This window comes from Frigoribacterium sp. RIT-PI-h, assembly GCF_001297205.1.
Lineage (GTDB): Bacteria > Actinomycetota > Actinomycetes > Actinomycetales > Microbacteriaceae > Frigoribacterium.
Genome location: NZ_LHOZ01000070.1, coordinates 45,900 through 70,215 on the forward strand (window position 1 = coordinate 45,900; position 24,316 = coordinate 70,215).

Genomic DNA, 24,316 nt, shown 5'->3' on the forward strand with positions numbered 1-24,316 from the left:
GGGCCGGCCGACGTGAGAGATGCCGCCCCGGCTAACGCCCGAGGGTCATGCGGACGGCCTGGCGAACAGAGGGCCAGTCGAAGAGCACCTGCGGGTACGTGACCTCGAGGACGACGAAGCCGAGGCCGGTGATGTGCACGATCCGTTCACGGTCGCGGTTGTAGACACTCGGCGAGGAATGGTGTTCCTTGCTCACGCACTCGAGCACGAGCCAGCCGTCGATCAGCAGGTCGACGCGCGTGTGGTCGTCGACCCACACCTGCGGCTCGGCCCGGATGCCGTCACGAGCGAGAAGGAGGCGCGCGATCGATTCGGTCCCGGACTCGGCTCGGGGATCGATCATGGTGACGAGCCCCCGGGCCGAGCGTCGCGTCGCCAGGAGGCGTGAGACCTCGTCGAGGCCGGGTCGCTGCATCGGCAACAGCCTGAGGGCGGAGTCGACGATGGCTGCGGCATGCTCCGGTGGCTCGTGGAGCGGGACCTGGGCCGCCGCCCGGCCCGGCGAGGCCATCAGTCGTTCCGCGCGGCGATCGAACCGCGACAGGTCTCGCAGGACGAGCACGTCGTCCCGGTCCGGGTCGAGTCGTTCCCCGGCGTCGTCCGGGTCCCGGAGATCGCGGGCGTTGTGCGGAACGGAGACGACCAGGCGCGGGCTCGGGGGAACCCAGGCGCCTCGATGCGCGAGAGACGAGGCTCCCGCCAACGCGCCTCCTACCCGTGCCGCCCGGATGACGTCGACCGGGAGGTCGACGAGCGCGTACAGCCCGTGCCGGATGCGAAGGATCTCGCCGGCGCGCCACGACGACTCCACCTGGCGTCGGGTCAGCCCGGTCGCGAGCAGTTCCCGCCGGTGGGCCAGGGAGCCCAGGCGCCGTACGGTGGCCGCGACGAGGGGGGTCATGTGAGCAGCTTGGTCGTGACGGCGCCCCCGGAAGGCCGGGCGCCGGGGGATGTGGATGACGAGCAGGTCGAGACTGCTGTGGGGGAGACGAGCGACGGCGTCTGCGCGCTCGCAGGTGGATGCGGGCCGATCCCGACCTCCCGAGCCGCTCACGGGGTGCCGAACCCGACCATCCAGTCGCCGAACGGCTCGTCGCACCACCGGACATCGGCGTGTCGGCGGCATGTTGTCGCGATTTGCACAGCGGGCCGGGGCGGAGCGGGGCGTGACGGGGGAGTGGTCGTAAGGGGGCTCGGGAGGCTGTATATTTGTCTGGCGCCTCCGGTCGGTGATCACACGGGCTGGGCGTGCATGGCAAGTTACCCAAGCGGCCAAAGGGATCTGACTGTAAATCAGCCGGCGTAGCCTTCGGGGGTTCGAATCCCTCACTTGCCACGGTTGCCCCACAAGAACGGACTCGCTCGTCGAGTCCGTTCTTGCGTTACCGGGCGCCTCACCCCCAGGAGGACCCGTGTCCATCACCCCGACCCCCGCCGAGTTGCTCGAGATCGCCGCCGTCGTCGCGCACGAGGCCGCCGAACTGGCAGCCCGCCGTCGATCCGAGGGGGTCGAGGTCGCCGAGACCAAGAGCAGTGCCGTCGACGTCGTGACGCACACCGACCGGGAGGTCGAGGCATTCGTCCGGGGTCGTCTGGCCGAGCTGCGTCCCGGCGACGGCTTCTTCGGTGAAGAGGGCGAAGCCGACGATTCGACCACGGGTCTCACCTGGGTCGTCGACCCCATCGACGGCACCGTCAACTTCCTCTACGGCATCCCGCAGTGGGCCGTGAGCATCGCCGTGGTCGAGGGCGGCCCCGATCCGCTCACCTGGCGCGCCCTCGCGGCGGTCGGCGCCCACCCGCCGCCGGGCGAGACCCTCCCCGCGCCCGCCGGCGGCGGGGCGGGGTTGGGCGGGCATCGTCTCGGGGGCGCCCCCCCGGCGCCCGCGGGCTGCCCCGCCGGGCGGCGGGGTTCCCCTGCGCCGCCGCCCGCCGTGTCGAGCACGCGGAGGCGTTGGTCCGGATGGTCGGGCGCGTCCGTGACCTGAGGCGCCTGGGGGCGGCCTCGCTCGACCTCTGCGCCGTCGCGGCGGGGCGGGTCGACGCCTACGTCGAGCGGGGGCTCAAGCCCGGGGATCACGCGGCGGGTGCGCTCGTGGCCGCTGAGGCAGGCGCCGGCGTCCGCGGAGAGGTCGGCGAGGCCCCCAGCGAATCGCTGACCTTCGTGGCGGCCCCCAGCATCGCCCGCGCCCTCGCCACCCTCGTCGTCGAGGCCGGCATCTGACGGGGAACACCCTCGTCGCGCACACGTCGTCGCACGTTGTCATACTGTGTTTCAACTGTACATATCCACATTGACACCCGAACACGGGTAGCCATTCGTTCACCGACCGGCTACCCTGGTGAGGTCGTTACTGATCCGTGATCATCGCGTGATGCACTCCTCGGCGGCCTCCTCCGAAGGTCCGCATCGAGACCGTGCCACGATCACCAGTGACGGCCGTGAAGACGACGGTGCACCCACCGTCCGATCCCGATCACCCCGAGGACCCATCACACGTGACGAAGTACCAGCAGATCGCCGAGCCCGACGGCGACGGAACCCCGTCGCGTCGCGCCACCGACGACCTCACGGGCACCGGTTCGCTGAGCGTCGCTCCGACCGTCCCCGCCGTGGCCGACGCCCCCGTCTACCTCACCCGTCGTGAAGCCCGCGAGGCCGAGCGCCGCGCCGCCCAGGTCGCCGTGACGACGAGCGCCGCAGCGGCGGAGGTCCCTGCCGCGCCGACTCCTCCGGCCGCCGTCGTCGAGCACGTGGCCGAGGCCCCGACGCCGACGGCCCCGACAGCGGCGACCGAGCCCGTCTCGCCGAGGCGTGCCGCGCGGCTCGCCGCCGAGTCCGGCACCCGTCCTGCTGCCGCCGGACGCACCAAGGCGGCCCGCACACAGCGCCCCGCCGCTCGCCGCGAGGCACCCGTCCGCGCACCCCGCACGGCCGGGGCGACGTTCCGTCGCAACACCAAGCGGGTCACCGTCGTCGGAGCGATGCTCTTCGCCGGGTCGATGCTCGTGGCCACCTCGGTGCCCGCCAACGCCTTCTTCGTCGACACCCCCACGCAGACGGCCGCCAAGAAGGCCGCCGACTCGCAGAGCTACACGGCAGCAGCGCCCTCGGCAGACGGTACGGCCGGCATCTCGCGGGACGGCTACTCGGTCACCGAGATGAAGGCCGTCTCCGAGTACGCCTCGACGAGTGCCAGCACGTTCTCCAACGACGTCAACGGCACGGTGCAGTGGCCGTTCCAGACAGGTGTGCCGATCAGCAGCGGTTTCGGTGCCCGTCAGGTCGCCAACTGCGGCTTCTGCTCGACATTCCACCAGGGTCTCGACTTCGTCCCCGGTGCCGGCTCGCCGATCCAGTCGATCGCCGACGGCGTCGTCAGCAAGGTCGACGGTCCCTCCGGTGCCCTGGGCAACAACGTGTGGATCGACCACGTCGTCAACGGCCAGAAGGTCACCAGCGTCTACGCGCACATGCAGACCGGTTCGGTCGAGGTCCGCGAGGGCGAGACCGTCACGGTCGGCACCATCATCGGCAAGGTCGGCAGCACGGGCAACAGCACCGGGGCCCACCTGCACTTCGAGATCGTGATCGGCGGCGTGCCCGTCGACCCGTATCCCTGGCTCCAGGCCAACACGAACTGACCCCCGCGCCCCCGCGACCGCGGTGAGCACGAGAAGAGCCCCACCTGGTGCCAGGTGGGGCTCTTCGGTTGTCGCGTGCCTACGACGTGGTCGCGAGCCAGACCGTCGCATTGGGCGGCAGGGCCGGCCCGTCGACGACCATGGTGGCCAGCAGCACCTCGGCCACGGGCAACTCGACGGGGACGTCGCCCATGTTGGTCACGACGGTGACGCCCTGGCTGCGGAACGCGACCACGTCGGGCCCGAAGCCGTCGAGCCAGGTCAGGGTGCCCGCACCGAGCTCGTGGTCGGCCCGGAGGCGCAGTGCCCGCGTGTAGAGCTCGAGCGTCGAGCCGGCCACGCCCCGCTGCTCGTCGCGGGCGTACGTCGACCAGTCGGCGGGCTGGGGCAACCAGGAGGCGCCGGTCGCGTTGAAGCCGAAGGCCGGCTCGGTCGCGGACCAGGGCAGCGGCACGCGGCAGCCGTCCCGGCCGTAGCGCTCCCCGTCCGTGCGGAACCACGTGGGGTCCTGTCGGGAGTCGTCGGGCAGGTCGATCGCCTCGGGCAGGCCGAGTTCTTCACCCTGGTAGACGTAGGCGCTGCCGGGGAGGGCCAGCATGAGCGCCGACGCGGCTCGGGCCCTGGCCAGCCCGAGCTCGGGGACGGGAAGCCCCTCGCTCTTCGGTCCGATGCCGTACCCCTGCGGGTTCTCGGCCGAGAGGGCGAGCCGGCTGGCGTGCCGGACGACGTCGTGGTTGCTCAGCACCCAGGTGCTCGGGGCCCCGACGCTCGAGAACGTCTGGATCGACGCGTCGACGACCTCACGGACGGCCGGGGCCGACCATCCGGTCTCGAGGTAGGCGAAGTTGAAGGCCTGGTGCATCTCGTCGGGGCGCACCCAGTCGGCGAGACGCGAGAGCGGTTCGACCCAGGCCTCGGCGACGAGCACCCGGTCGCCCGGGTACTCGGCGAGGACCGTGTGCCACTCGCGGTAGATCTCGTGCACGCCCTCCTGGCCCCAGTACGGCGGGGGAGCGGAGTCGCCCTGACCGCCGCCCATGCTGCCGGAGTCGGCGGGAGGCGTGTAGTCGGGCAGGCCCTCGGCCTTGACCATGCCGTGTGCGACGTCGACCCGGAATCCGTCGACGCCGCGGTCGAGCCAGAAACGCAGCACGTCGACGAACTCGTCGCGCACGCGGCGGTTCGTCCAGTCGAGGTCGGGTTGCGACGAGTCGAACAGGTGCAGGTACCACTGACCCGGTCGGCCGTCGGCCTCGGTCACGCGGGACCAGGCCGGGCCGCCGAAGATCGACTGCCAGTTGTTCGGCGGAAGGTCGCCGTCGGGGCCGCGACCGTCACGGAACAGGTAGCGGCCGCGGGCGGCCGAACCCGGAGCCGAGGCGAGGGCCTCGCGGAACCACGCGTGGTCGCTCGAGGTGTGGTTCGGCACGACGTCGACGATCACGCGCAGGCCCAGCTCGGTGGCCCGGGCGCGGAGGGCGTCGAAGTCGTCGAGGGTGCCGAACAGCGGGTCGACGTCACGGTAGTCGGCCACGTCGTAGCCCGCGTCGCGCTGCGGCGAGGTGTAGAACGGCGACAGCCAGACCGCGTCGACGCCGAGCTCGCCGAGGGCGTCGAGGCGCGACGTGATGCCGGGGAGGTCTCCGACGCCGTCGCCGTCGCCGTCGGCGAACGACCGCGGGTAGACCTGGTAGATGACGGCGGTGCGCCACCATTCGTGGCCCTGGTCGGCGGTCGTCGCGGTGCCCTCGAGCGGGGCGGTCGGGGTCAGCGTGTCGGTCTCGGCCGGTTCTCGTGTGGACATGCGGCCACGATACGGCAGGCCCCCGACGCGGCATCGGCTACGGTCGTGGTCAGAGCACCCGGGGCGCGAGCTCCCGGGCACGAGCACCCGCGACACGATTGGCACGATCCTGAACCCTGCGACCGACCTCGTGACGGCCGACCTGCCCGCCGGCACCCGGCCGTTCCCGCTCGCGCTCGGGACCAACGTCTTCGGTTGGACGGTCGGCGCCCCCACCGCCCTCGAGGTGCTCGACCTCTTCGCCGACGACGGCGGTCGCGTCGTCGACACGGCCGACGTCTACTCGGCGTGGCTGCCGGGCAACTCCGGGGGCGAGTCCGAGGCGATCATCGGTCGCTGGCTCGCCCGACCGGGCAACCGCGACCGGGTCGTGCTGAGCACCAAGTGCGGGCAGCACCCCGACGCCCCCGGCCTCTCACGCGCCAGCATCCGCGCGGCGGTCGAGGCGTCGCTGCGCCGTCTGCGCACCGACCACGTCGACTTCTACTTCACGCACTTCGACGACGACGAGACGCCGCTCGACGAGACCGTGGGCGCGCTCAGCGAGCTCGTCGACGAGGGCAAGATCCTCTGCGCCGGGGCGTCCAACTACACCGGAGCGCGCCTCCGTCAGGCCCTCGCGATCGCCGACCGCGACGGACTGCACCCGTTCCGGTTGGTCCAGGTCGCGTACAACCTGGTGCGTCGCGCCGAGTACGAGAGCGACGTCGCGGCGATCGTCGACCACTACGACCTCGCCGTGCTGCCGCATTCGTCCCTGGCGAGCGGGTTCCTGACGGGCAAGTACCGGCACGAGGCCGGTCGCGGGGACTCCCCTCGGGGCAGCCGGGCCCTCAGCTACATCACCCCGCAGAACCAGGGCACCCTCGAGGTCGTCGTCGAGATCGCCGAGCGGCTCGACGTCCAACCGGGCGCCGTGGCCGTGGCCTGGCTGGCGTCACGCGACAACGTCATCGGCGCCCTCGGCAGCGCCCGCACCCCCCGACAGCTCGAGGGCCTGCTCGACGCCGCCCGGGTCGAGCTGACCGAGGGCGATCTGGCGTCGCTCGAGGCCGTCTCGCGTCCGCTCGACTGACGCTCGACTGACGCTCGTCCGACCCACGGCACGGCCTCAGCGGCCGGCGACGTCCGACACGCCCGCGCCCTCGGGGGCGGGCCCCAGCGGCACGACCGTCCCCGTGCTCGGGTCCCAGCGTCTCAGCTGCGACAGCAAGACCGGCCGGGTCGACGGGGCGTCGGCGTCGGCGAGGGCGTCGACGGCCCGGGCCACCTGGTCGGGAGTCAGGCGCGACGCGAGCGTGACGTGGGGGGTCCACCGACCGGGGGTGGTGTGCGGGACGTCCCCCGCGCCTCCCAGGCTCTCGTGCACGCGCGCGTGGAGGTCCAGCAGCTCGCCGGTCACGACCACCGGCCGCACCAGCACGAGCCCACGTGGAGGAGCGCCGAAGAGCAGCAGCCCGCCGAGCTCGGCCGGCAGCGGCAGCGCCGCCGACAGGGGCAGGAGGCGCGGGTCGGCTGCCGGGTCGAGGCCGGGTCGTGCCACCAGGGTGACGTGGGGCGCGTTCGACGTCCCCGCGTGGTCGCCCTGCGACGGCAGACCCGCCGCGGACAACACGCTCCATTCGTCACGGACGGCCTCGTCGGAGGTCGGGTCGAGCAGGAGTTCGAGGCTGTGCACCCGTCGATCCTGCCCCGGACACGCTTCGCCGGGCCGGGTCGGCACGTGGCGTCAGCACCCCGTTCGCTCTGCTACCCTTGTCTGGTGCCAATCGGCAGCGGCCTGGGTCGCTCGCCTGGTGGTCACGCCCCGATAGCTCAGTGGTAGAGCACTTCCATGGTAAGGAAGGGGTCGTCAGTTCAATCCTGACTCGGGGCTCTGGCTGTCTCGGTCCCGTCCCGGTGTGATGCCGGCAGGGCCCGCAGCTTGCGGCGGGGTAGCTCAGTTGGTTAGAGCACACGGCTCATAATCGTGGTGTCGCGGGTTCAAGTCCCGCCCTCGCTACCGCAGGCCCGGATCTCTCACGAGTTCGGGCCTTCGTCGTCGGTGCCCGTCGATCGGGGCCCGTCGATGCGTGCAGGTCGTCGCGACCCGTCGATCGGCCCCGGCCCGCCCGGGGGCGAGGCCGGTGCGCCGCGCCCAGGCGCCAGGCCTACGATGAGGCATGGCCGTGAGCATCCGCAGCATCGGCACCGCGGTGCCCCCGACCGTCATCCGACAAGACGACGTTCGCGAGATCTTCGCCACCCAGCCCGGCCTCGGCCGCCTCGGGCAGCGCATCGTCGGCGCCGCGTTCGGCGCCTCGGCCATCGAGACCCGGCACACCGTCGTCGACGAGCTCGACCGGCAGCCGCGCGAGGGCGAGTCGACGTTCTACGACGCCGCGTCGAACGAGATCCTCCGACCCGGCACCGGCGCGCGCAACCAGGTCTACGTGGACCGGTCGCCCGAGCTCTTCCTCGACGCCGCTCGTGCCGCCCTCGCGGGGGCGCCCGACCTCGGTCCCGACGACGTCACGCACGTGATCAGCGTCTCGTGCACCGGCTTCTTCGCCCCCGGGCCCGACTACCTGCTCGTGCGGGGCCTCGGGCTGTCGCCGTCGACGCGTCGCCACCACCTGGGCTTCATGGGCTGCTACGGCGCCTTCCCGGCCCTCGCCGCGGCACGGGACTTCTGCCTCGCCGACCCGGAGGCGGTCGTGCTCGTCGTCTGCGCCGAACTCTGCACGCTGCACCTGCGCAGTTCCGACGACCCCGACTCGATCGTCGCCTCGTCGGTGTTCGCCGACGGTGCCGCCGCCGCGGTGGTGACCGCCCGTCCGGCGCCGTCGGGCTCCGTCGTGCTCGACCTCGACGTGCTCGAGACGGTGCTCACCCCGGTCGGCGAGACCGACATGGCGTGGACCATCGGCGACCTGGGCTTCGACATGGTGCTCAGCAGCTACGTGCCGCAGATCATCGAGCTGCACATCGACTCGGCCCTGGCACCGCTCTTCGAGGCCGGCGGCGTCGGCGTCGGCGACGTCGACCTCTGGGCCGTCCATCCGGGCGGGCGCAGCATCCTCGACCGGGTGCAGCAGCAGCTCGGGTTGACGGACGCCCACCTGGCCCCTTCGCGCGACGTCCTGCGCGACTACGGCAACATGTCCAGCGCGACCGTCCTCTTCATCCTCGCCGAACTGCTGGCCGGCCCCGCCGCCCCGTCGCGACGTGTGGGTGCGATGGCGTTCGGCCCCGGGCTGACCGTCGAGACCGCGCTGATGACGCGACGCGCGGTCTCGTGAGCGCGACCCGCACCTCCTCGGCTCCGTCGATCGCGGTGCGGCCGCCCTGGTGGCCCGACCTGTCGCGACGGGGCGTCGACCTCGTCGAGCTCATGGACGACCCGGGCTGCGACCTCGGGCTGCTGAACGCCACCTACCGGGCCTTCCCCGTCGTGAACGGTCTCGTCGCGGGGTGGCGTGGGGTGTACCTCCGCCGCCTGCGCCCGGTGCTGTCCGCCGAGAGGGGCACACGGCTGCTCGCCCTCGGGTCCGGCGGCGGCGCCCCGCCCCGTGCCCTGGCGGGGGGGGCCCGCCGCGACGGCTTGGCGCTCGAGGTCGTGGCCGTCGACCCCGACGACCGGGCCCACGCCTTCGCGGTGTCGCGCCCCGTGCCGGCCGGTGTCGAGTTCCGGCGGGCGCCGAGCACCCAGCTCGTCGCGGCGGGCGAGACCTTCGACGTGGTCGTGTCGAACCACGTGCTGCACCACCTCGACGACGAGGCCCGGGCGGCCGTGCTCGACGACAGCTCCCGGCTGGCCACCCGCCTCGTGCTGCACGCCGACATCGAGCGGGCCCGCGGGGCGTACCTCGCCTACCGGGCCGCGACCTGGCCGTGGCGGACACGATCGTTCGTCCACGTCGACGGACTGTTGTCGATCCGGCGCAGCTTCACCCCGGGCGCGTTGGTCGACGTGGCTCCCCGCGGCTGGCCCGTCGTCCGGCCGTGGCCCTTCCGCCTGCTGCTCGTCCGCGAGAACGACGCCGCCGTCCCCGGAGGTGCCGACCGTGCGGACGCATGACGTCCTGATCGTCGGTGGCGGACCCGTCGGGGTGATGCTCGCCGTCGCACTGGCGGATCGCGGCCTCGACGCCGTCGTCTGGGAGGCGCGGGGCGACGACCCGGCGCACCCTCGCGCCCTCGGCGGGCATCCGCCCTCGATCGACCTGTTCGACCGGCCCGGCCCCGCGGACGACCTGCTCGCCGACGCCGTCCGCATCCGCAAGGGGATCGCCCGCAGCGGCACCCGGACGGTGGGCGTCGTGCCGTTCGACCGGGCGTCGTCCCGGTGGCCGTTCGTCGCCGCCGTGCCGCAGGACCGCACCGAGGCCGTGCTGCGGACGGGGCTCGCCGCGCGGCGGGACGACGCCCTGCGCCGGGGTGTGCGGTTCGTCGGGCTCGAGCAACGCGACGAGGACGTCGTCGTCCGGGGAGTCGACGACGAGGGTCCGGTGGTCGTCGCCGCCCGGTTCGTCGTCGGGGCCGACGGCACGCGCAGCGCCGTCCGCGCCGCCCTGGGCGTCGACACCAGGGACCGGGACCTGCCCGACCGCTACGTCATGGGCGATTTCGCCGACACGACCGGCCACGGCCCCGACGCGGTGATCCACCTCGAGCGCACCGGGGTGGTCGAGTCGTTCCCGTTGCCCGCGGGGAGGCGACGGGTCGTGGTCCACGCCGGGTCGGCGCACGGGCCGTCCGCCCCGGTGTCCGCGGACGACGTCGCGCGCCTCGTGTCGGATCGCACCGGGTCGCCCGTCGACCCGGCGACCTCGACCATGAGCAGCGCGTTCGGCGTCCGACGACGGCTGGCCACCCGGACGGTCGTCGGCCGCGTCGTGCTGATCGGTGACGCCGCCCACGAGATCAGCCCCATCGGCGGCCAGGGCATGAACCTCGGCTGGCTCGACGGTCACGCGCTCGAGACCGTGATCGCCGCGGCGGTCAAGCGGAGGGGCGGCCGGGTGCTCGACCCGACGACGTTCGCCCGCTTCGAGGCCGGCCGCGCCCGCGCCGCCGCCCGCGCCGCCCGTCGGGCCGGGTGGAACGCCGCCCTCGGTCGACCCGTCGGGGGGGGCGCGGGGCGGGCCCGCGACCGGGTGCGCGGGGCGGTGCGGCGGGCCCCGAGCCGACACGGGCTCGCGTCGGTCTGCGCGATGCGCTGGGCCTGACGCGTCCGGCCCATGCCGTTGCCCTGTCCGCCGCGGCGCGTCGGTCTCAGGCGACGATCGTGCCGCCGCTGAGGGCGAGCTGCACCACGAGCAGAACGGCCGCGACCATGATCAGCCGGAAGAGGGTCCTGTCGACGCGTCCCGCGAGCACGAGGCGCACGCCGACGACGGCGATGACGAGGGTCACGACGGTGCCGATCACCGCAGCCGTGAGGCCCGGCGTCGACGAGCTGCCGGTCAGCTGGCCCGAGAGCAGCAGGACGGCCGCGACGGCCAGGGCCGCGAACGCGGTGATCCCCGACACCGTGCGTCCGAGGCGGTGCGGCAGCCCCGCGATGCCGGTGCGCGCGTCGTCGTCCAGATCGGGCAGCACGTTGGTGAAGTGGATCGCGACGCCGAACACCGCTCCGACGGCCACGGCCCAGGCGGCGGACGGCGACGGCGGGACCGCGGCGAGGGTGGCGACGGCGGGCAGCAGGCCGAAGCTGACGACGAACGGCACCACCGAGACCGGTGTGCGCTTGAGCCCGAGGTCGTACGCCCACCCCGAGGCCACGAGCACCAGGTGCGCCGTGCCGGCGGCCGGCCCCAACGCGTACGACGGCACGAGCATCAGGACTCCGCAGACCACCGCAGCGGTGCGGACGGCCGACACGCTCACGCGGCCCTGGGCGACCGGCTTGTCGGTGCGCCCCACGGCGCGGTCGCGTCCGGCGTCGAGCCAGTCGTTGGCGAAGCCGATCGAGGCCTGGCCGAGCAGCACCGCGAGGGCGAGCACCACGAGCCGACCGAGGGGCAGCCCCGAGGAGGCGCCCAGCACGACCGCGAGGAGGGTCACCACGAGCGTCGGCCCGGGGTGCGTCGACCCCAGCAGGGCGGTGGTCCACGAGGCCGGTCCGTCGCGGCGTCCGGAGCGGGAGCCGGCGGCGGAGACCGGAGGCTCGGGGGAGGTCATCCGCTCACCCTAGACGGGCGGAGCCGGTCGGCCCCGGACTCGGACCCGGACCCGGACCCGGACCCGGACCCGGACGACCGTGGTCGGACCCGGGTGGCAGGTCCGACGACGAGAAGAGGTGCACCCGAGTCGGGGGAGGACTCGGATGCACCCCGTCGCACCCTCGGCGCTCGAGGTGCAGGTGGATCAGTACCGGCACGCGCCGGAGGAGGGTGCCCACGTCGAGTTACCATCCCAGACGTGACTGGAGTGTACGACTGCGCGGCCAGGATCGGAAGAGGCCCGGGACCGTCTTTCGTGGAACGGCCCGGGCCTCGTCGGATGGTGGGGCGTCAGGCCCCCCGGCCGGTCTTCTGCTGGAGGCGGTCGATGTGCTCGCTGGCCTCGGCCTTGGTCATGTCGGCGGGCAGCTCTTCGCCGGCCTCGCGGGCGCGGGGGTCGAGGGAGCTCTTCTGCGGGCCGGGGATGGGCTCGTCGCCGGTGACCCCGTCGTCGGGGGCTTTCGGGGCGGGGCTGCCGGGGTCGGGGCGGGCTCCGCCGGGGGTCTCGCCGTGGGCGGGGTTCGAGTTCTCTTCGCGGGCCGGGGCGGCCTGGTCGGTCTGCTCGGTGCTCGTCGTGTCGGTGGTCGTCGCCTCGTCGGACTCGGCCGCTGCCGGGTCGACGGGAGTGATGTCGGGGTCGATGTTCGCGTCGCTCATGCCGTGACCGTACGCCGTGCCCCCGACACCGGGCCGGGCGTCGTACCCCGCTGGTTAGACTCGACCGCGTGTCCGTGAACCCTGATCTGCAAGGGCGGGTCTTCCCGCCGGCCCCGCCCTACCTCGTGGGCCGCGAGAAGGTGCGCGAGTTCGCCCGTGCCACCGGCTCGACGAGCCCCCTGTCGCTCGACGTCGAGGCGGCCCGCGCGGCCGGCCACGGCGACCTCGTCGCCCCGCCGACCTTCGCCGTCGTCGTGCAAGAGGCCACCCTCGCCCAGTTGCTCGCCGCACCCGACGCCGGCATCGACTTCTCCCGCGTCGTCCACGGCGAGCAGCGCTTCTCGCTCTCGCGCCCCATCGTCGCGGGCGACGAGCTCACGGCGACCCTGACCGTCACGAGCGTCAAGACGCTGGGCGGCAACGCGATGGTCACGGCGTCCTCCGACATGCGCGACGTCGAGGGGCGACACGTGGTCACCGCCGTGTCGACGCTCGTCGTCCGCGCCGACGACGAGGCCGCCGCATGAGCGCCCTCGAGGTCGGCCAGGTCGTGGCCGAGAAGACCTACCCCCTGACGCGTGACTCGCTGGTCCGGTACGCCGGGGCGTCGGGCGACTTCAACCCGATCCACTACCGCGACGACGTGGCGGCCGAGGTCGGTCTGCCCGGCGTCCTGGCCCATGGCATGCTCACGATGGGCACCGCCGTGCAGCCGGTCGTCGACTGGCTCGAGGGCGCGGGCGACGACGGCGGCGTGCTCGGCTGGGTGTCGGACTACCAGGTGCGCTTCACGCGTCCCGTCGTGGTCGACCCGACCGCCGGGGCCGAGATCGTCGTCGTCGCGAAGGTGGGCAAGCTCGACGACGAGGCCGGCACGGCGCGCATCGACCTGACCGTCACCTCCGGCGGCCAGACGGTGCTGGGCAAGGCCCAGGTCGTGGTGACGCTGGCGTGACGACCTTCGCCGAGCTCACGACGATGCAGGTGGGTGGCGAGCCCGCCCGCCTCGTCGAGGCGACGCCGACCGACGAACTGCTGGCGGCCGGCCGCGAGGCGTCGCTCGGCGACGACCCCTGGTTCGTCCTGGGCGGCGGGTCGAACCCGGTCGCCTCCGACGCGCCGTTCGACGGCACGGTCGTCCGGGTGGCCACGCGCGGTGTCGAGCGCGTCGAGTCCGACGACGACCGCGTCCACCTGCGCGTCGCCGCCGGCGAGCCCTGGGACGACCTCGTCGCGTACACGGTCGAGCAGGGCTGGTCGGGGCTCGAGGCGCTGAGCGGCATCCCCGGCTCGACGGGCGCCTCGCCGATCCAGAACATCGGCGCCTACGGCCAAGAGGTCGCCTCGACGCTCGTGGCCGTCGACTTCCTCGACGACGACTCCGGTGAGTTCGTCCGCGTCCCCGCGGCCAACCTCGACCTCGGCTATCGCACGAGCGTGTTCAAGCAGGGCCGCCGGGGCGTCGTCACGGCGGTCGAGTTCGCCCTGACGGACCACGGAGGCGCGAGCGAGCAGGTCGCGTACCCGCAGCTCGCGAAGGCCCTCGGCGTCGAACTCGGGGCCCGGGTCTCGGTGGCCGACGTGCGGTCGAGCGTGCTGGCCCTGCGGGCCGCCAAGGGCATGGTGCTCGACCCCGACGACCGGGACACCGCGTCCAGCGGCTCCTTCTTCACGAACCCGATCGTGTCGCGGGCCGATGCGTCGACCCTGCCCGCCGACGCACCGCGGTGGCCGACCGGCCCCGAACCCGAGCGTCGGGTCGTGCCGCTCGGCGAGGAGCCGGCGGCCCCGGCACCCCGGGCGCCCGCCGAGGTCAAGCTCAGCGCGGCCTGGCTGATCGAGCACGCCGGCATCGCCAAGGGCTTCCGACTGCCCGGCTCCCGAGCTGCCGTCTCGTCCAAGCACACCCTCGCCCTGACCAACCGTGGCGGTGCCACGGGCGACGAGGTCGCCGAGCTCGCCCGCTACGTGCAGCAGCGCGTGCAGTCCGAGTTCGGCGTGCTGCTGCACCCCGAGCCCGTCCTCCTCGGCCTCTCGCTCTAGCGACGCGGTCGCGTGCGACGCGGTCGCGTGCGACGCGGTCGCGTGCGCCACGTCGGCCACGCGCGACGTCAGCCGCGCGGCAGGTGGCCGAGCTCGAGGGCCAGCGTGACGGCGCGCGTCCGGTCGTTGACGCCGAGCTTCTCGAACACGTGCAGCAGGTGCGTCTTGACCGTCGCCTCGCCGACGAAGAGCCGACGTCCGATCTCGCGGTTCGAACACCCCTCGGCCACGAGGGCGAGCACCTCGGTCTCGCGGGGACTCAGCGGGCTCACGCGCGTCGCGGGCTCACCGCCGGTGCGCGCCCGGCCGACGAGCCGGGCCGCCATCGCGGGGGCGAGGGCCACCTGCCCCGCGGCCACGGCTCGGAGACCCGCCACCAGCTCGTCCTCGGGTGAGGCCTTGAGCAGGTAACCGCTCGCTCCCACTTCGATCGCCCGCAGGATGCTGTCGTCGGACTCGTAGGTGGTGAGCACGACGACGCGGGTCGCCGGGCGTCGCGCCAGGACGGCCTCGGTCGCCTCGACCCCGTCGAGGCCCGGCATGCGGAGGTCCATCACGATCAGGTCGGGCTCGAGCGACTCGGCCGGGGCGCCGGCCGCGGGGCCGGCGCTCGCCTGTCCGACCACGACGAAGTCGTCCGTCGTCGCGAGGAGCGCGGCGATGCCCTGCCGCACGATCGGGTGGTCGTCGGCCACGAGGGTGCGGTGGACGGGCGATTCCGTCGGCGAGATCCCGCCGACGACTGGCGTCGCCCCGTCGTGTGCGGGCCCGGTGGCGGTCATGGGGTCGTCACCGCCGCCCGGGGCACCTGCGCGGTGACGATCGTGCCGTCGTCGCCGGACGAGATGTCTAGCCGACCGCCCGAGAGGTGGAGCCGCTCGCGCAGACCGTCCAGGCCGAAACCGGTCGAGGCGACCGTCGGGTCGAACCCACGGCCGTCGTCGGCGACGACCAGCACCACCGTCCCGGCCGTGTCCGTGAGCGTGACCCGCGCGGCCGTCGACGCACTGTGCTTGCGGACGTTGGCCAGCGCCTCCTGGGTGCATCGCACCAGCACGACCTGCAGGTCGCGGGGCAGGTCGACCTCGGCGGCGTCGACCGTCACGTCGATGCCGCTCTCGCGCTCGAACCGCTGCCCGAGGCGCCGCAGGGCCGCCGCGACGTCGGTGCCGGCCGGTCCGGCGGACGCGGTCGCGGCGACGAGGGTGCGGGCCTCGGTGAGGGCCTCGCGAGCCGCGGTCTCGATCACGTCGAGCCGTTCGCGGGTCGTCGTCAGGTCGCCGGCCGCGAGGGCGCCCCGGGTCTGCTGGGCGAGCATGACGACCCCGGTCAGGCTCTGGGCGATCGTGTCGTGGATCTCGCGGGCCAGCCGCTCGCGTTCGGCGCTCGTGCCGGCGTCACGGTGGCGGGCGGCGAGTTCGGCCTGCGCCTCGCGCAGCTCGTCGAGCAGGCGGCCGCGCTCGGCCCCGACGCGGGCGATCGTGGTGATCCACAGCCCGAGCGCGATGCTGAACACCAGCGAGAGGCCCTCGCTGGTGGCGGCCGTCGCGAGCGCCTCGGCCGACCAGCCGAGGCTGACGACGAACCCGACCGAGACGGCGACGCACAGGCAGACGTTGGCGACGATCGCGGACCGGGTGCCGGGCAGCAGCGCCCAGATCAGCGGCATGAGGAGGGCCTGCACGACCGCGAGCTCGGGGGAGGCGGCGGCGGCGAGGCCACCCACGGCCACGACGGCGGCCACCGCCGCGACGGCCGGGAGCGAAAGCAGGTCGTCGTCGCGACGGACCACGGGGCGGGCGAGGACGACCCAGACGAGCGTCAGCACGCCGACGGCGACGAACGACGCCGTCACCCGGCCGCCCGGCGAGGCCGGGGCGAGCCCGACCATCCCGACGACGGGGACCGCCAGGCCGGCGTCCCACCAGCGCATCGAGATCGCGGGGCCCGACCGGGCGGATGTCCCGGTCTCGGCCCGGTCGCCGGTGTCGTCCATGTCGCTCACGCTAGCGGCAGGCGCCGCCCGCCCGGCCCGCCCCCGGGCGGCGGGGATCGGTGCCCGTCCTCGGGTCACGTGTCCTTCCTGATCCAGCGGAAGGTCAGCAGTGAGGCGCCGGCCCCGGGGACGAGCCACACCGCCAGCCAGAGCGCGACGCCGGGCAGGTCCCACGAGCCACCGGCCTCGGTGGCCGAGAACGTGTCGGGCAGGAACACGCTGCGCATGCCCTGGGCCAGCCACTTCAGCGGGAAGACCGAGGCCACCGACTGCAGCCAGTCGGGCAGCTGGGTGAACGGCAGGTAGACCCCCGAGATGAACTGCAGCACCAGCGTGATCGGGACGATCACGGCCGTGGCGCTCTTGCCGCTGCGGGGCACGCGAGAGAGGGCGATGCCGACCAGCGCCGAGGTCGCGATGCCGAGCAGGTAGACCCAGGCGAGCGTCAGCCACGACCCGGCGTCGGTCGGCAACGGCACGCCGAACGCCACGCGCGCGACCACCACGAGCAGCGCCACCTGCAGCAGGCTCGTGACGAGCACCTGACCGAACTTGCCCACGAAGTACGACCCGACCGGCAGGGGAGTCCCCGAGAGCCGTTTGAGGGTGCCGTCGCCGCGCTCGAGGGCGATGTCGACGGCGAGGTTCTGCACGCCCGAGAGCAGGATGCCGGCCGCGATCATGCCCGGCAGGTAGAACGCGGCGGCCCCCACCTCGGAGCCGTCCGGCCGGGTGCCGAACGAGCCCGACGCGCTGAAGGCCGTCGAGAAGATCGCGAGCATCACCACCGGGAACAGGAACGTGAAGAAGACGGTGTCGCCGGCCCGGAAGTACCCCCGGACCTCGTACCGGGTGCGGCTCAGGCCGAGCGCGAGGGTCCTCACGCGATCACCCCGGACGAGGAGGCGCGGTGCCCGTCCCCGGCGCCGGTCGCGTCCGGGGTCCCGTCCGCGGCCCGCTCGGCGGTGGCGACCAGCCCGAGGTACACGTCCTCCAGCGACGGCCGGATCACCTCGAGCGAGCGGGGTTCGCCTCCGCGGGCGTGCAGGTCGGCGACCAGGGCGCCCGGTTCGGGGGTGCGGACGTCGTGCCGTCCGTGCTCGTCGAGCCAGGTGACGTGAGGCGTGCGCGCCTCCTCGTCCCCGAGCTCGTCGGGTCGCCCCTGGGCGACGAGCCGGCCCTCGGTGATCACCGCGACGCGGTCGCTCAGCTGGGCCGCCTCGTCGAGGTAGTGCGTGGTGAGGACGATGCTCGTGCCGTCGTCCGACAGCGACCGGATCAGCTGCCAGAACTGTCGTCGGGCCTCGGGGTCGAAGCCCGTGGTCGGCTCGTCGAGGAAGAGCAGCTCGGGACCGCCCACGACACCCAGCGCCACGTCGACGCGGCGCCGCTGCCCACCGGACAACGACCGGACGCGGGCGCCCGCCTTCGCCTCGAGGCCGACCGCCGCGATGACCTCGTCGACGTCGCGCGGGTTCGGGTAGAAGCCCGCGAAGTGGGCGATCTGTTCGCGCACCGTGGCCGTCCCCTGTTCGCCGGACGTCTGCAGCACGATGCCGAGGCGTGCCTTCCAGTCGAGACCGCCGTGCTGCGGGTCGGCGCCCAGCACCGACACGTCGCCGCCGGACCGGTCGCGGTAGCCCTCGAGGATCTCGATGGTGGTCGACTTGCCGGCACCGTTGGGACCGAGCAGGCCCAGGGTCTCGCCTGCGGCGACCTCGAACGAGAGGCCGTGCAGGGCGGTGGCGGTGCCGTAGGTCTTGGTGAGCTCGTGCACTCGCACGACGGGATCGGGGGTCATGGCTCCAGCGTGCGCCGTGGCGGCCCCGTGCACCAGGCCCGACCGGTCGAGGCCGGGTCCACCGATCGGTGGACCCGGCCTCGGGGTGGTGCGGGAGGGGTCAGGCGAACAGGCGCTGGAGGCGACGGACGCCCTCGAGCAGCTCGTCGTCGCCGAGCGCGTACGACAGGCGGAGGTAACCGCTGGGGCCGAAGGCCTCGCCGGGCACGGTGGCGACGTCGGCCTGTTCGAGGATGAGGTCGGCCAGCTCGAGCGACGTGGTGGGCGTCACTCCGCCCCACTCGCGACCGAGCAGGCCCTGCACGTCGGGGTAGACGTAGAAGGCGCCCTCGGGAGTCGGGGTGACGACGCCGTCGATCCGGTTGAGCTCGCGCACGATCGTGCCGCGGCGGTCGTCGAAGGCGACGCGCATGGCCTCGACCTCGTCCTGTGGGCCGGTGAGCGCCGCCAGGGCCGCGCGCTGCGACACGTTCGAGACGTTCGAGGTGAGGTGCGACTGGAGGTTCGCGGCACCCTTGATCACGTCGGTCGGGCCGATCATCCAGCCGACGCGCCACCCGGTCATGGCGTAGGTCTTGGCGACGCCGTTGACGAGGATCGCCCGGTCGGCCAGGTCGGGCACGGCCTCGGTGATGGAGGTGGCCGTCACGCCGTCGTAGGTGAGGTTCTGGTAGATCTCGTCGGTGATCACCCAGACGCCGGCCTCGAGGGCCCATCGACCGATCGCCTCGACCTCGTCGGGCGAGTAGACCGCGCCGGTCGGGTTCGACGGCGAGCAGAACAGCAACACCTTGGTGCGCTCGGTGCGGGCGGCCTCGAGCTGGTCGACGGTGACCTTGTAGCCCTGGTCGGCGCCGGCGAAGACCTCGACGGTGAGGCCGCCGGCCAAGGCGATCGCCTCGGGGTAGGTCGTCCAGTAGGGCGCGGGCAGGAGGGCCTCGTCGCCGTCGTCGAGCAGTGCCTGGAAGGCCTGGTAGACGGCCTGCTTGCCGCCGTTCGTGACGATCACCTGCGACGTCGACACCGTGGTGCCGCTGTCGCGGAGGGTCTTCTCGACGATCGCCTCGCGCAGCTCGAGCAGGCCGGCCGCCGCCGAGTAGCGGTGGTTGCGTGGGTCGCGGGCGGCGACGACGGCCGCCTCGACGATGTGGTCGGGCGTGGGGAAGTTGGGCTCGCCGGGGCCGTAGCTGATGATCGGTCGGCCCTGGGCCAGCAGGGACTTGGCCTTCGCGTCGACGGCCAACGTGGCCGATTCGGCGATCGACGAGATACGGGACGAGAGACGGCGCACGGTCGGGGTCACGCGGGTCAGCCTAGCGGGGGCGCCACCGGCCGGACAGGGCCGGTCCGGGCAGGGGCGCCGGGTGCGGCACGGCCCGGCTTTGCACGCGCCCGCCGCTTCGCCTACACTTGACGAGGCGATCGAATGCGCCAAGCTTCAGCGCGCCTCTGCAGTCCGGTTCACCAACAGCCGGCTACGAGAGGCAGGGCCTCCGGGTCCGGCCGAGAGGTCATCTGAACGGCGTCGATCCCATAGGGCGGTGGCTCAATTGGTAGAGCAGCGGTCTCCAAAACCGCAGGTTGCAGGTTCGAGTCCTGTCCGCCCTGCAGCCCGGCTGTGTTCTTCATGACACGGTGATCACACACAGATACGGACACAGGCCCTCGGGCCGAGCTCGGAAGGTCGGAACAGTGGCGAGAAAAGACGTTGACGTCCCCAGTGAAGACGTCGTCGAGAAGGCGAAGAGCGACGGTGCGACGCGCCGCAGCCCCTTCGCCCGCATCGCGTTGTTCATCCGCCAGGTGATCGCCGAGCTCAAGAAGGTCGTCACCCCGACCCGCAAAGAGCTGCTGAGCTACACCGGCGTCGTGCTGGTGTTCGTGGTCATCATGATGGCCCTCGTCTCCTTGCTCGACCTGGTCTTCGGCACCGGTGTCGGCTACGTCTTCGGCAACGGCCCCACCGGCAGCTGACACGCCACCCACCGGCCGACTCCCCGAGCACCACGTGAGCGGGTCCTGTGCCACCGAGCACGTGCACCCGACAACCCCGATCGAAAGAAGAACCCTTGCCTGACAACGAGCGCGACGACATCGACCTCGCCACCGCTGCCGAGCAGTCCTCCGAGGTCGAAGAGGCCCAAGAGGGCGGCACGCTGGCCGCCGACGAGGACGCCGTCGAGCCCGCCGAGTCCGAGGCCCTCTCGGTCGTCGACGAGGGCGACGCCGGTTCCACCGACACGAGCGACCTCGACGGTCTGCTCGACACGCTGGCCGAGGCGCGCGACCCCGAGGCCGACGCGATCGTCGACGACGCCCTCGACATCGACGACGCCTTCGAGGCCGAGGCCGCCGTCGAGGCGACCGACGACGAGGCCGACTCCGAGGCCGAGCAGGCCGCCGACGAGGGCGACGCCGCTGGCGCGAACGCCGTCATCGCCGAGGCCGAGCAGTCCGTCCAGGACGCCGACGCCGAGATCGCCCACGACGACGTCGACGTCGACGTGTCGGCCACCGAGGTCGAGGACGACGAGCCCGCCGAGGTCGACCCCTACGAGGCCTTCCGCTACGAGCTGCGCGGCAAGCCCGGCAAGTGGTACGTCATCCACTCGTACGCCGGCTTCGAGCGTCGCGTGAAGCAGAACATCGAGAACCGCATGGTCTCGATGACCATGGAGGACTACATCTACCAGGTAGAGGTCCCGATGGAAGACGTCGTCGAGATCAAGAACGGGCAGCGCAAGCTCGTCACCCGCGTCCGCATCCCCGGTTACGTGCTCGTGCGTCTCGACCTCAACGAGGACAGCTGGTCCGTCGTCCGCCACACACCCGGCGTCACCGGCTTCGTGGGCAACGCCCACAACCCGACGCCGCTGCGTTTCGAAGAGGCCTTCAACATGCTGAAGAGCCTCGTGCAGGTCGACACGACCCCGGCCCCCGCCAAGGGCGGCGCCAAGGGCGGCAAGCAGGCCCAGCGGGTCATCCCCGCCGAGGTCGACTTCGAGATCGGCGAGACGATCACGATCAAAGAGGGGTCGTTCGCCGGACTTCCCGGTACGATCAACGAGATCAAGCCCGAGAGCGGCAAGCTCACCGTGCTGGTCTCGCTGTTCGAGCGCGAGACGCCGGTCGAGCTCAGCTTCGACCAGGTCACGAAGCTCTAACAGGCACACACCCCCCCAGGTTTCAAGATCACCGGAGTCCGCGCCGCGGGCCACCGGGAGAGCAGGTCGCGACCGCGATCGGCTCGAACCCCACAAGAAGGAAAAGAACAATGGCACCGAAAAAGAAGGTCACGGGTCTGATCAAGCTTCAGATCAACGCCGGCGCCGCGAACCCCGCCCCGCCCATCGGCCCGGCCCTGGGTCAGCACGGCGTGAACATCATGGAGTTCTGCAAGGCGTACAACGCGGCGACCGAGTCGCAGCGCGGCAACGTCGTCCCCGTCGAGATCACGGTCTACGAAGACCGCTCGTTCACGTTCATCCTGAAGACCCCGCCCGCCGCCGAGCTCATCAAGAAGGCCGCCGGCGTCGCCAAGGGTTCGGGTACCCCGCACACCACCAAGGTCGGCAAGTTGACCATGGACCAGGTGCGCGAGATCGCGACGACCAAGCAGGCCGACCTCAACGCCAACGACATCGACGCCGCGGCGAAGATCATCGCCGGCACCGCCCGTTCCATGGGCATCACGGTCGACGCCTAAGCAGCACCCCTCCGTGCAGGCGACCCGCCTGCGCGACCCTGACATCAGTGGGAGAGCCGGCCAGGCTCGCAACCACGTCCCCAGTACGAAGAGGTCCAACATGGCTCAGAAGTCCAAGGCGTACCGCGCCGCTGCCGAGAAGATCGAGGCAGGCAAGTTCTACAGCACCAGCGAGGCCGTCGCCGTCGCTCGCGAGACCGGCTCGAAGAAGTTCGACTCGACCGTCGAGGTCGCGTTGAAGCTCGGCGTCGACCCCCGCAAGGCCGACCAGATGGTGCGCGGCACCGTCATCCTGCCGCACGGCACGGGCAAGACCGCCCGCGTCATCGTCTTCGCGACGGGTGCTGCCGCCGAGGCCGCCATCGCGGCCGGCGCCGACGAGGTCGGTGGCGACGAGCTCATCGAGAAGGTCGCCGGCGGCTACACGTCGTTCGACTCGGCCGTCTCGACCCCCGAGCTCATGGGCAAGGTCGGTCGTCTCGGCAAGGTGCTCGGCCCCCGTGGCCTCATGCCCAACCCGAAGACCGGCACCGTGACCCCCAACGTCGCGCAGGCCGTGAACGACATCAAGGGCGGAAAGATCGAGTTCCGTGTCGACAAGCACAGCAACGTGCACTTCGTCATCGGCAAGGCCGGCTTCTCGGAAGAGCAGCTGAACACCAACCTCGACGCCGCCCTCGAAGAGGTCGTCCGTCTGAAGCCGTCCTCGTCCAAGGGCCGCTACATCACCAAGGGCACGCTGTCGACGACCTTCGGTCCCGGCATCCCCCTCGACATCAACGTCTTCTAGGTCCACCCGACCCCGAAGACCTCGCGTCGCCCGAAGGCCGTCCCACTCTCGAGTGGGGCGGCCTTCGTCGTCCTCACCCGGTCGGTGGTCGGGTGAGGAGGCGCGGGTGGGGCACCATGGGCAGATGACCGTCACCGTGCGCCCCGCCCTCCCGACCGACGCCGCCCTGCTCGCCGAGGGCGCCGCGGTGACCTTCCCGCTCGCGTGCCCGCCCGGGTCGGACCCCGCCGACATCGCCCGGGTCGTCACCACCGTGCTGTCGGAGGACGCCTTCACGAGGTACCTCGCCGACGACACCCGCATCGTCCTGCTGGCCGTGGACCCCACGGCCCAGGGCGCCCTCGGCTACAGCATGATGGTCGCGGGCGATCCGGACGACGCCGACGTCGCGGCGGCCGTCTCGTCCCGTCCGACCGTCGAGCTGAGCAAGTTCTACGTCATGCCCCAGGGCCACGGCACCGGTGCGGCCTCGACCCTGATGGCCGCGACCCTCGAGGCAGCCCGCGCGACCGGCGCCTCCTCGGTGTGGCTCGGCGTCAACCAGCAGAACGAGCGTGCGCTGCGCTTCTACGCCAAGCACGGACTCGTGCGGGTCGGGACGAAGACGTTCGCCCTCGGCGACGACCTGCAGCAGGACTTCGTCCTCGAGCGTCGGATCTAGGCGCACCCACGCCGGTCCACGGCGTCCGCTCCGGGAGCCGGGTCAGGCGGCCTCGGTGTCGTCGGCGACGCGCAGCACGAGCTTGCCGCGGGTGTGCGACCGTTCGAGGCGCGTGTGGGCGTCGCGGGCGTCGGCCAGGTCGTAGACCTCGTCGACGTAGACCCGGACGTCACCCGAGTCGAGGAGTCGCGAGATGACCGCGAGCGTGGCCCCGTCGGGGGAGACGGCGAACCCGGTCGACCGGATGCCGGCCTGCGCGGCCTTCCCGGCGAAGGCGGCACCCGAGGCGAGCGGTGCATGGACGGCGAGTCCTCCGGGGCGGAGCAGCCGCAGCGACCGGTCGGCCTCGACGTCGTCGTCGACCAGGTTGATCACGACGTCGACCTGGCGGACGCTCCGGTCGACGTCGGCCGCGCCGTAGTCGACGACCTCGGCGGCGCCGAGCTCGCGCAGCCAGGCCGAGTTGCCCTGCGAGCCGGTCGCGACGACGTGCGCGCCGAAGTACGAGGCGAACTGCACGGCGAAGTGGCCTACGCCGCCCGCGCCGGCGTTGATCAGCAGGCGTTGGCCCTCGTGGGCCTTGGCGACGTCCACGACCATCCCCCAGGCCGTGAGCGCCGCGAGCGGCACGGCGGCGGCCTCGAGGTGCGAGAGGGCCGTGGGCTTCCGGGCCACCGAGAGCGACGGGACGCTGATGTACTCGGCGTAGCTGCCGCCCGAGCGTGGGCACGGGGCCATGCCGTACACGGCGTCGCCCGGACTCAGCGGATGGGCCGCGTACGGCGTCTCGACGACGATCCCGCTGAAGTCGTGGCCGAGCACGGCCGGGAACGCCGGGATGGCGTCGCTGTCGCCGCGACCGGCCCGGGTCTCGAGGTCGAAGCGGTTGACGCCGGCGGCGACGACGCGCACGAGCACCTCGGCGTTCACCCGCCGCGGGTAGGGCACGTCGGCGGCCACGAGCTGTTCGGGACCCCCGGTCCGCTCGATCACCATCGCACGCATCG

General features: G+C 72.6%; 25 protein-coding genes, 4 tRNA genes and 1 pseudogene. 19 read left to right on the forward strand and 11 right to left on the reverse strand.

Translation table 11 applies throughout. The annotated features are described in order from the left end of the window. Positions 1-31: 31 nt before the first annotated feature. Entirely contained in the window at positions 32-901 is an 870-nt protein-coding gene (locus tag AEQ27_RS09105; protein WP_054146358.1) for a type IV toxin-antitoxin system AbiEi family antitoxin domain-containing protein, read from the reverse strand. A gap of 353 nt (positions 902-1,254) precedes the next feature. Between AEQ27_RS09105 and AEQ27_RS09110 the strand changes: the two genes are divergently transcribed. The 4 genes from AEQ27_RS09110 to AEQ27_RS09120 all read left to right on the forward strand — a co-directional run bounded on the left by AEQ27_RS09110 (position 1,255) and on the right by AEQ27_RS09120 (position 3,645). Then, positions 1,255-1,336, forward strand: a tRNA-Tyr gene (locus AEQ27_RS09110). 76 nt (positions 1,337-1,412) lie between these two features. Then, positions 1,413-1,988: an inositol monophosphatase family protein gene (locus tag AEQ27_RS09115; RefSeq protein ID WP_255349759.1), complete on the forward strand. Its 576-nt coding sequence runs from the start codon at positions 1,413-1,415 to the stop codon at positions 1,986-1,988. Continuing rightward, on the forward strand, positions 1,964-2,224 hold the full coding sequence (locus AEQ27_RS18600; RefSeq protein ID WP_304437578.1) for an inositol monophosphatase family protein: 261 nt from the start codon (positions 1,964-1,966) through the stop codon (positions 2,222-2,224). Before AEQ27_RS09115 ends, AEQ27_RS18600 begins: the two co-directional genes overlap by 25 nt. 275 nt (positions 2,225-2,499) lie before the next feature. Beyond that, positions 2,500-3,645 (forward strand): M23 family metallopeptidase, encoded by a 1,146-nt coding sequence (locus AEQ27_RS09120; protein WP_152970252.1) that lies wholly within the window; start codon positions 2,500-2,502, stop codon positions 3,643-3,645. A 79-nt stretch (positions 3,646-3,724) separates the two neighbouring features. On the opposite strand, the gene AEQ27_RS09125 is transcribed toward AEQ27_RS09120, so the two are convergent. Next, positions 3,725-5,449: a glycoside hydrolase family 13 protein gene (locus AEQ27_RS09125; RefSeq protein WP_054146360.1), complete on the reverse strand. Its 1,725-nt coding sequence runs from the start codon at positions 5,447-5,449 to the stop codon at positions 3,725-3,727. 130 nt (positions 5,450-5,579) lie between these two features. Here AEQ27_RS09125 and AEQ27_RS09130 point away from each other — a divergent pair, with 130 nt between their 5' ends. Further along, entirely contained in the window at positions 5,580-6,524 is a 945-nt protein-coding gene (locus AEQ27_RS09130; RefSeq protein ID WP_200908351.1) for an aldo/keto reductase, read from the forward strand. A gap of 36 nt (positions 6,525-6,560) precedes the next feature. Here the strand turns inward: AEQ27_RS09130 and AEQ27_RS09135 are convergent, their stop codons facing one another. Continuing rightward, positions 6,561-7,127 carry a 2'-5' RNA ligase family protein gene (locus AEQ27_RS09135; protein ID WP_054146361.1) on the reverse strand — a complete coding sequence of 189 codons (567 nt, stop codon included), beginning with the start codon at positions 7,125-7,127 and terminating at the stop codon, positions 6,561-6,563. Between the two features lie 126 nt (positions 7,128-7,253). Between AEQ27_RS09135 and AEQ27_RS09140 the strand changes: the two genes are divergently transcribed. The 5 genes from AEQ27_RS09140 to AEQ27_RS09160 all read left to right on the forward strand — a co-directional run bounded on the left by AEQ27_RS09140 (position 7,254) and on the right by AEQ27_RS09160 (position 10,659). Further along, positions 7,254-7,325: transfer RNA gene (locus AEQ27_RS09140), tRNA-Thr, on the forward strand. Between the two features lie 52 nt (positions 7,326-7,377). Further along, a tRNA-Met gene (locus AEQ27_RS09145) sits at positions 7,378-7,451 on the forward strand. A 160-nt stretch (positions 7,452-7,611) separates the two neighbouring features. Next, positions 7,612-8,730, forward strand: a complete 1,119-nt coding sequence (locus AEQ27_RS09150; protein ID WP_054146362.1) for a type III polyketide synthase — start codon at positions 7,612-7,614, stop codon at positions 8,728-8,730. Beyond that, positions 8,727-9,509: a methyltransferase domain-containing protein gene (locus AEQ27_RS09155; RefSeq protein ID WP_235451039.1), complete on the forward strand. Its 783-nt coding sequence runs from the start codon at positions 8,727-8,729 to the stop codon at positions 9,507-9,509. Before AEQ27_RS09150 ends, AEQ27_RS09155 begins: the two co-directional genes overlap by 4 nt. Then, positions 9,496-10,659, forward strand: a complete 1,164-nt coding sequence (locus AEQ27_RS09160) for an NAD(P)/FAD-dependent oxidoreductase (protein ID WP_152970253.1) — start codon at positions 9,496-9,498, stop codon at positions 10,657-10,659. The genes AEQ27_RS09155 and AEQ27_RS09160 overlap by 14 nt, the downstream gene beginning before the upstream one ends. A gap of 46 nt (positions 10,660-10,705) precedes the next feature. Here the strand turns inward: AEQ27_RS09160 and AEQ27_RS09165 are convergent, their stop codons facing one another. Together AEQ27_RS09165 and AEQ27_RS18330 are read right to left on the reverse strand one after the other, a co-directional pair. Then, complete coding sequence (locus AEQ27_RS09165; protein ID WP_082383392.1) at positions 10,706-11,614, reverse strand: UbiA family prenyltransferase; 909 nt, start codon at positions 11,612-11,614, stop codon at positions 10,706-10,708. 332 nt (positions 11,615-11,946) lie between these two features. Beyond that, positions 11,947-12,162 (reverse strand): annotated as a pseudogene (locus tag AEQ27_RS18330) (DUF3072 domain-containing protein); the annotation flags it as partial. A gap of 218 nt (positions 12,163-12,380) precedes the next feature. On the opposite strand from AEQ27_RS18330, the gene AEQ27_RS09175 reads away from it, so the two are divergent. The 3 genes from AEQ27_RS09175 to AEQ27_RS09185 are packed head-to-tail and all read left to right on the forward strand — an operon-like array spanning position 12,381 to position 14,355. Then, the gene (locus AEQ27_RS09175; protein WP_054146363.1) at positions 12,381-12,839 is read left to right on the forward strand and encodes a MaoC family dehydratase N-terminal domain-containing protein; all 459 of its coding nucleotides are present in this window, start codon (positions 12,381-12,383) and stop codon (positions 12,837-12,839) included. Further along, positions 12,836-13,267, forward strand: coding sequence for a MaoC family dehydratase (locus AEQ27_RS09180; RefSeq protein WP_054146364.1), 432 nt, complete (start codon positions 12,836-12,838; stop codon positions 13,265-13,267). Before AEQ27_RS09175 ends, AEQ27_RS09180 begins: the two co-directional genes overlap by 4 nt. Beyond that, entirely contained in the window at positions 13,264-14,355 is a 1,092-nt protein-coding gene (locus tag AEQ27_RS09185) for a UDP-N-acetylmuramate dehydrogenase (protein WP_255349760.1), read from the forward strand. The genes AEQ27_RS09180 and AEQ27_RS09185 overlap by 4 nt, the downstream gene beginning before the upstream one ends. Before the next feature lie 68 nt (positions 14,356-14,423). Here AEQ27_RS09185 and AEQ27_RS09190 read toward each other — a convergent pair whose 3' ends face one another. The 5 genes from AEQ27_RS09190 to AEQ27_RS09210 form a co-directional block, all read right to left on the reverse strand. After that, positions 14,424-15,137 (reverse strand): response regulator transcription factor, encoded by a 714-nt coding sequence (locus tag AEQ27_RS09190; RefSeq protein ID WP_082383394.1) that lies wholly within the window; start codon positions 15,135-15,137, stop codon positions 14,424-14,426. Beyond that, on the reverse strand, positions 15,134-16,351 hold the full coding sequence (locus AEQ27_RS09195) for a sensor histidine kinase (protein ID WP_054146365.1): 1,218 nt from the start codon (positions 16,349-16,351) through the stop codon (positions 15,134-15,136). The genes AEQ27_RS09190 and AEQ27_RS09195 overlap by 4 nt, the downstream gene beginning before the upstream one ends. A gap of 74 nt (positions 16,352-16,425) precedes the next feature. After that, positions 16,426-17,235 carry an ABC transporter permease gene (locus AEQ27_RS09200; RefSeq protein ID WP_054146366.1) on the reverse strand — a complete coding sequence of 270 codons (810 nt, stop codon included), beginning with the start codon at positions 17,233-17,235 and terminating at the stop codon, positions 16,426-16,428. Further along, entirely contained in the window at positions 17,232-18,152 is a 921-nt protein-coding gene (locus tag AEQ27_RS09205) for an ABC transporter ATP-binding protein (RefSeq protein ID WP_054146367.1), read from the reverse strand. The genes AEQ27_RS09200 and AEQ27_RS09205 overlap by 4 nt, the downstream gene beginning before the upstream one ends. A 100-nt stretch (positions 18,153-18,252) precedes the next feature. After that, positions 18,253-19,455: a pyridoxal phosphate-dependent aminotransferase gene (locus AEQ27_RS09210; RefSeq protein ID WP_235451040.1), complete on the reverse strand. Its 1,203-nt coding sequence runs from the start codon at positions 19,453-19,455 to the stop codon at positions 18,253-18,255. A 232-nt stretch (positions 19,456-19,687) separates the two neighbouring features. On the opposite strand from AEQ27_RS09210, the gene AEQ27_RS09215 reads away from it, so the two are divergent. The 6 genes from AEQ27_RS09215 to AEQ27_RS09240 all read left to right on the forward strand — a co-directional run bounded on the left by AEQ27_RS09215 (position 19,688) and on the right by AEQ27_RS09240 (position 23,309). After that, a tRNA-Trp gene (locus AEQ27_RS09215) sits at positions 19,688-19,760 on the forward strand. Positions 19,761-19,844: 84 nt separating this feature from the next. Continuing rightward, positions 19,845-20,126, forward strand: coding sequence for a preprotein translocase subunit SecE (gene secE / locus AEQ27_RS09220; protein WP_043592949.1), 282 nt, complete (start codon positions 19,845-19,847; stop codon positions 20,124-20,126). 95 nt (positions 20,127-20,221) lie between these two features. After that, a complete protein-coding gene (gene nusG, locus AEQ27_RS09225) occupies positions 20,222-21,316 on the forward strand; it encodes a transcription termination/antitermination protein NusG (RefSeq protein WP_054146368.1) in 1,095 nt (364 codons plus the stop codon). A gap of 110 nt (positions 21,317-21,426) precedes the next feature. Beyond that, positions 21,427-21,858 (forward strand): 50S ribosomal protein L11, encoded by a 432-nt coding sequence (gene rplK, locus AEQ27_RS09230; RefSeq protein ID WP_043592945.1) that lies wholly within the window; start codon positions 21,427-21,429, stop codon positions 21,856-21,858. 100 nt (positions 21,859-21,958) lie between these two features. Then, positions 21,959-22,648, forward strand: a complete 690-nt coding sequence (rplA, locus tag AEQ27_RS09235; RefSeq protein WP_043592944.1) for a 50S ribosomal protein L1 — start codon at positions 21,959-21,961, stop codon at positions 22,646-22,648. A 124-nt stretch (positions 22,649-22,772) separates the two neighbouring features. Next, positions 22,773-23,309 carry a GNAT family N-acetyltransferase gene (locus AEQ27_RS09240; protein WP_054146369.1) on the forward strand — a complete coding sequence of 179 codons (537 nt, stop codon included), beginning with the start codon at positions 22,773-22,775 and terminating at the stop codon, positions 23,307-23,309. Positions 23,310-23,351: 42 nt separating this feature from the next. On the opposite strand, the gene AEQ27_RS09245 is transcribed toward AEQ27_RS09240, so the two are convergent. Then, positions 23,352-24,305, reverse strand: coding sequence for an NADP-dependent oxidoreductase (locus AEQ27_RS09245; protein WP_369813620.1), 954 nt, complete (start codon positions 24,303-24,305; stop codon positions 23,352-23,354). Positions 24,306-24,316: the final 11 nt, after the last annotated feature.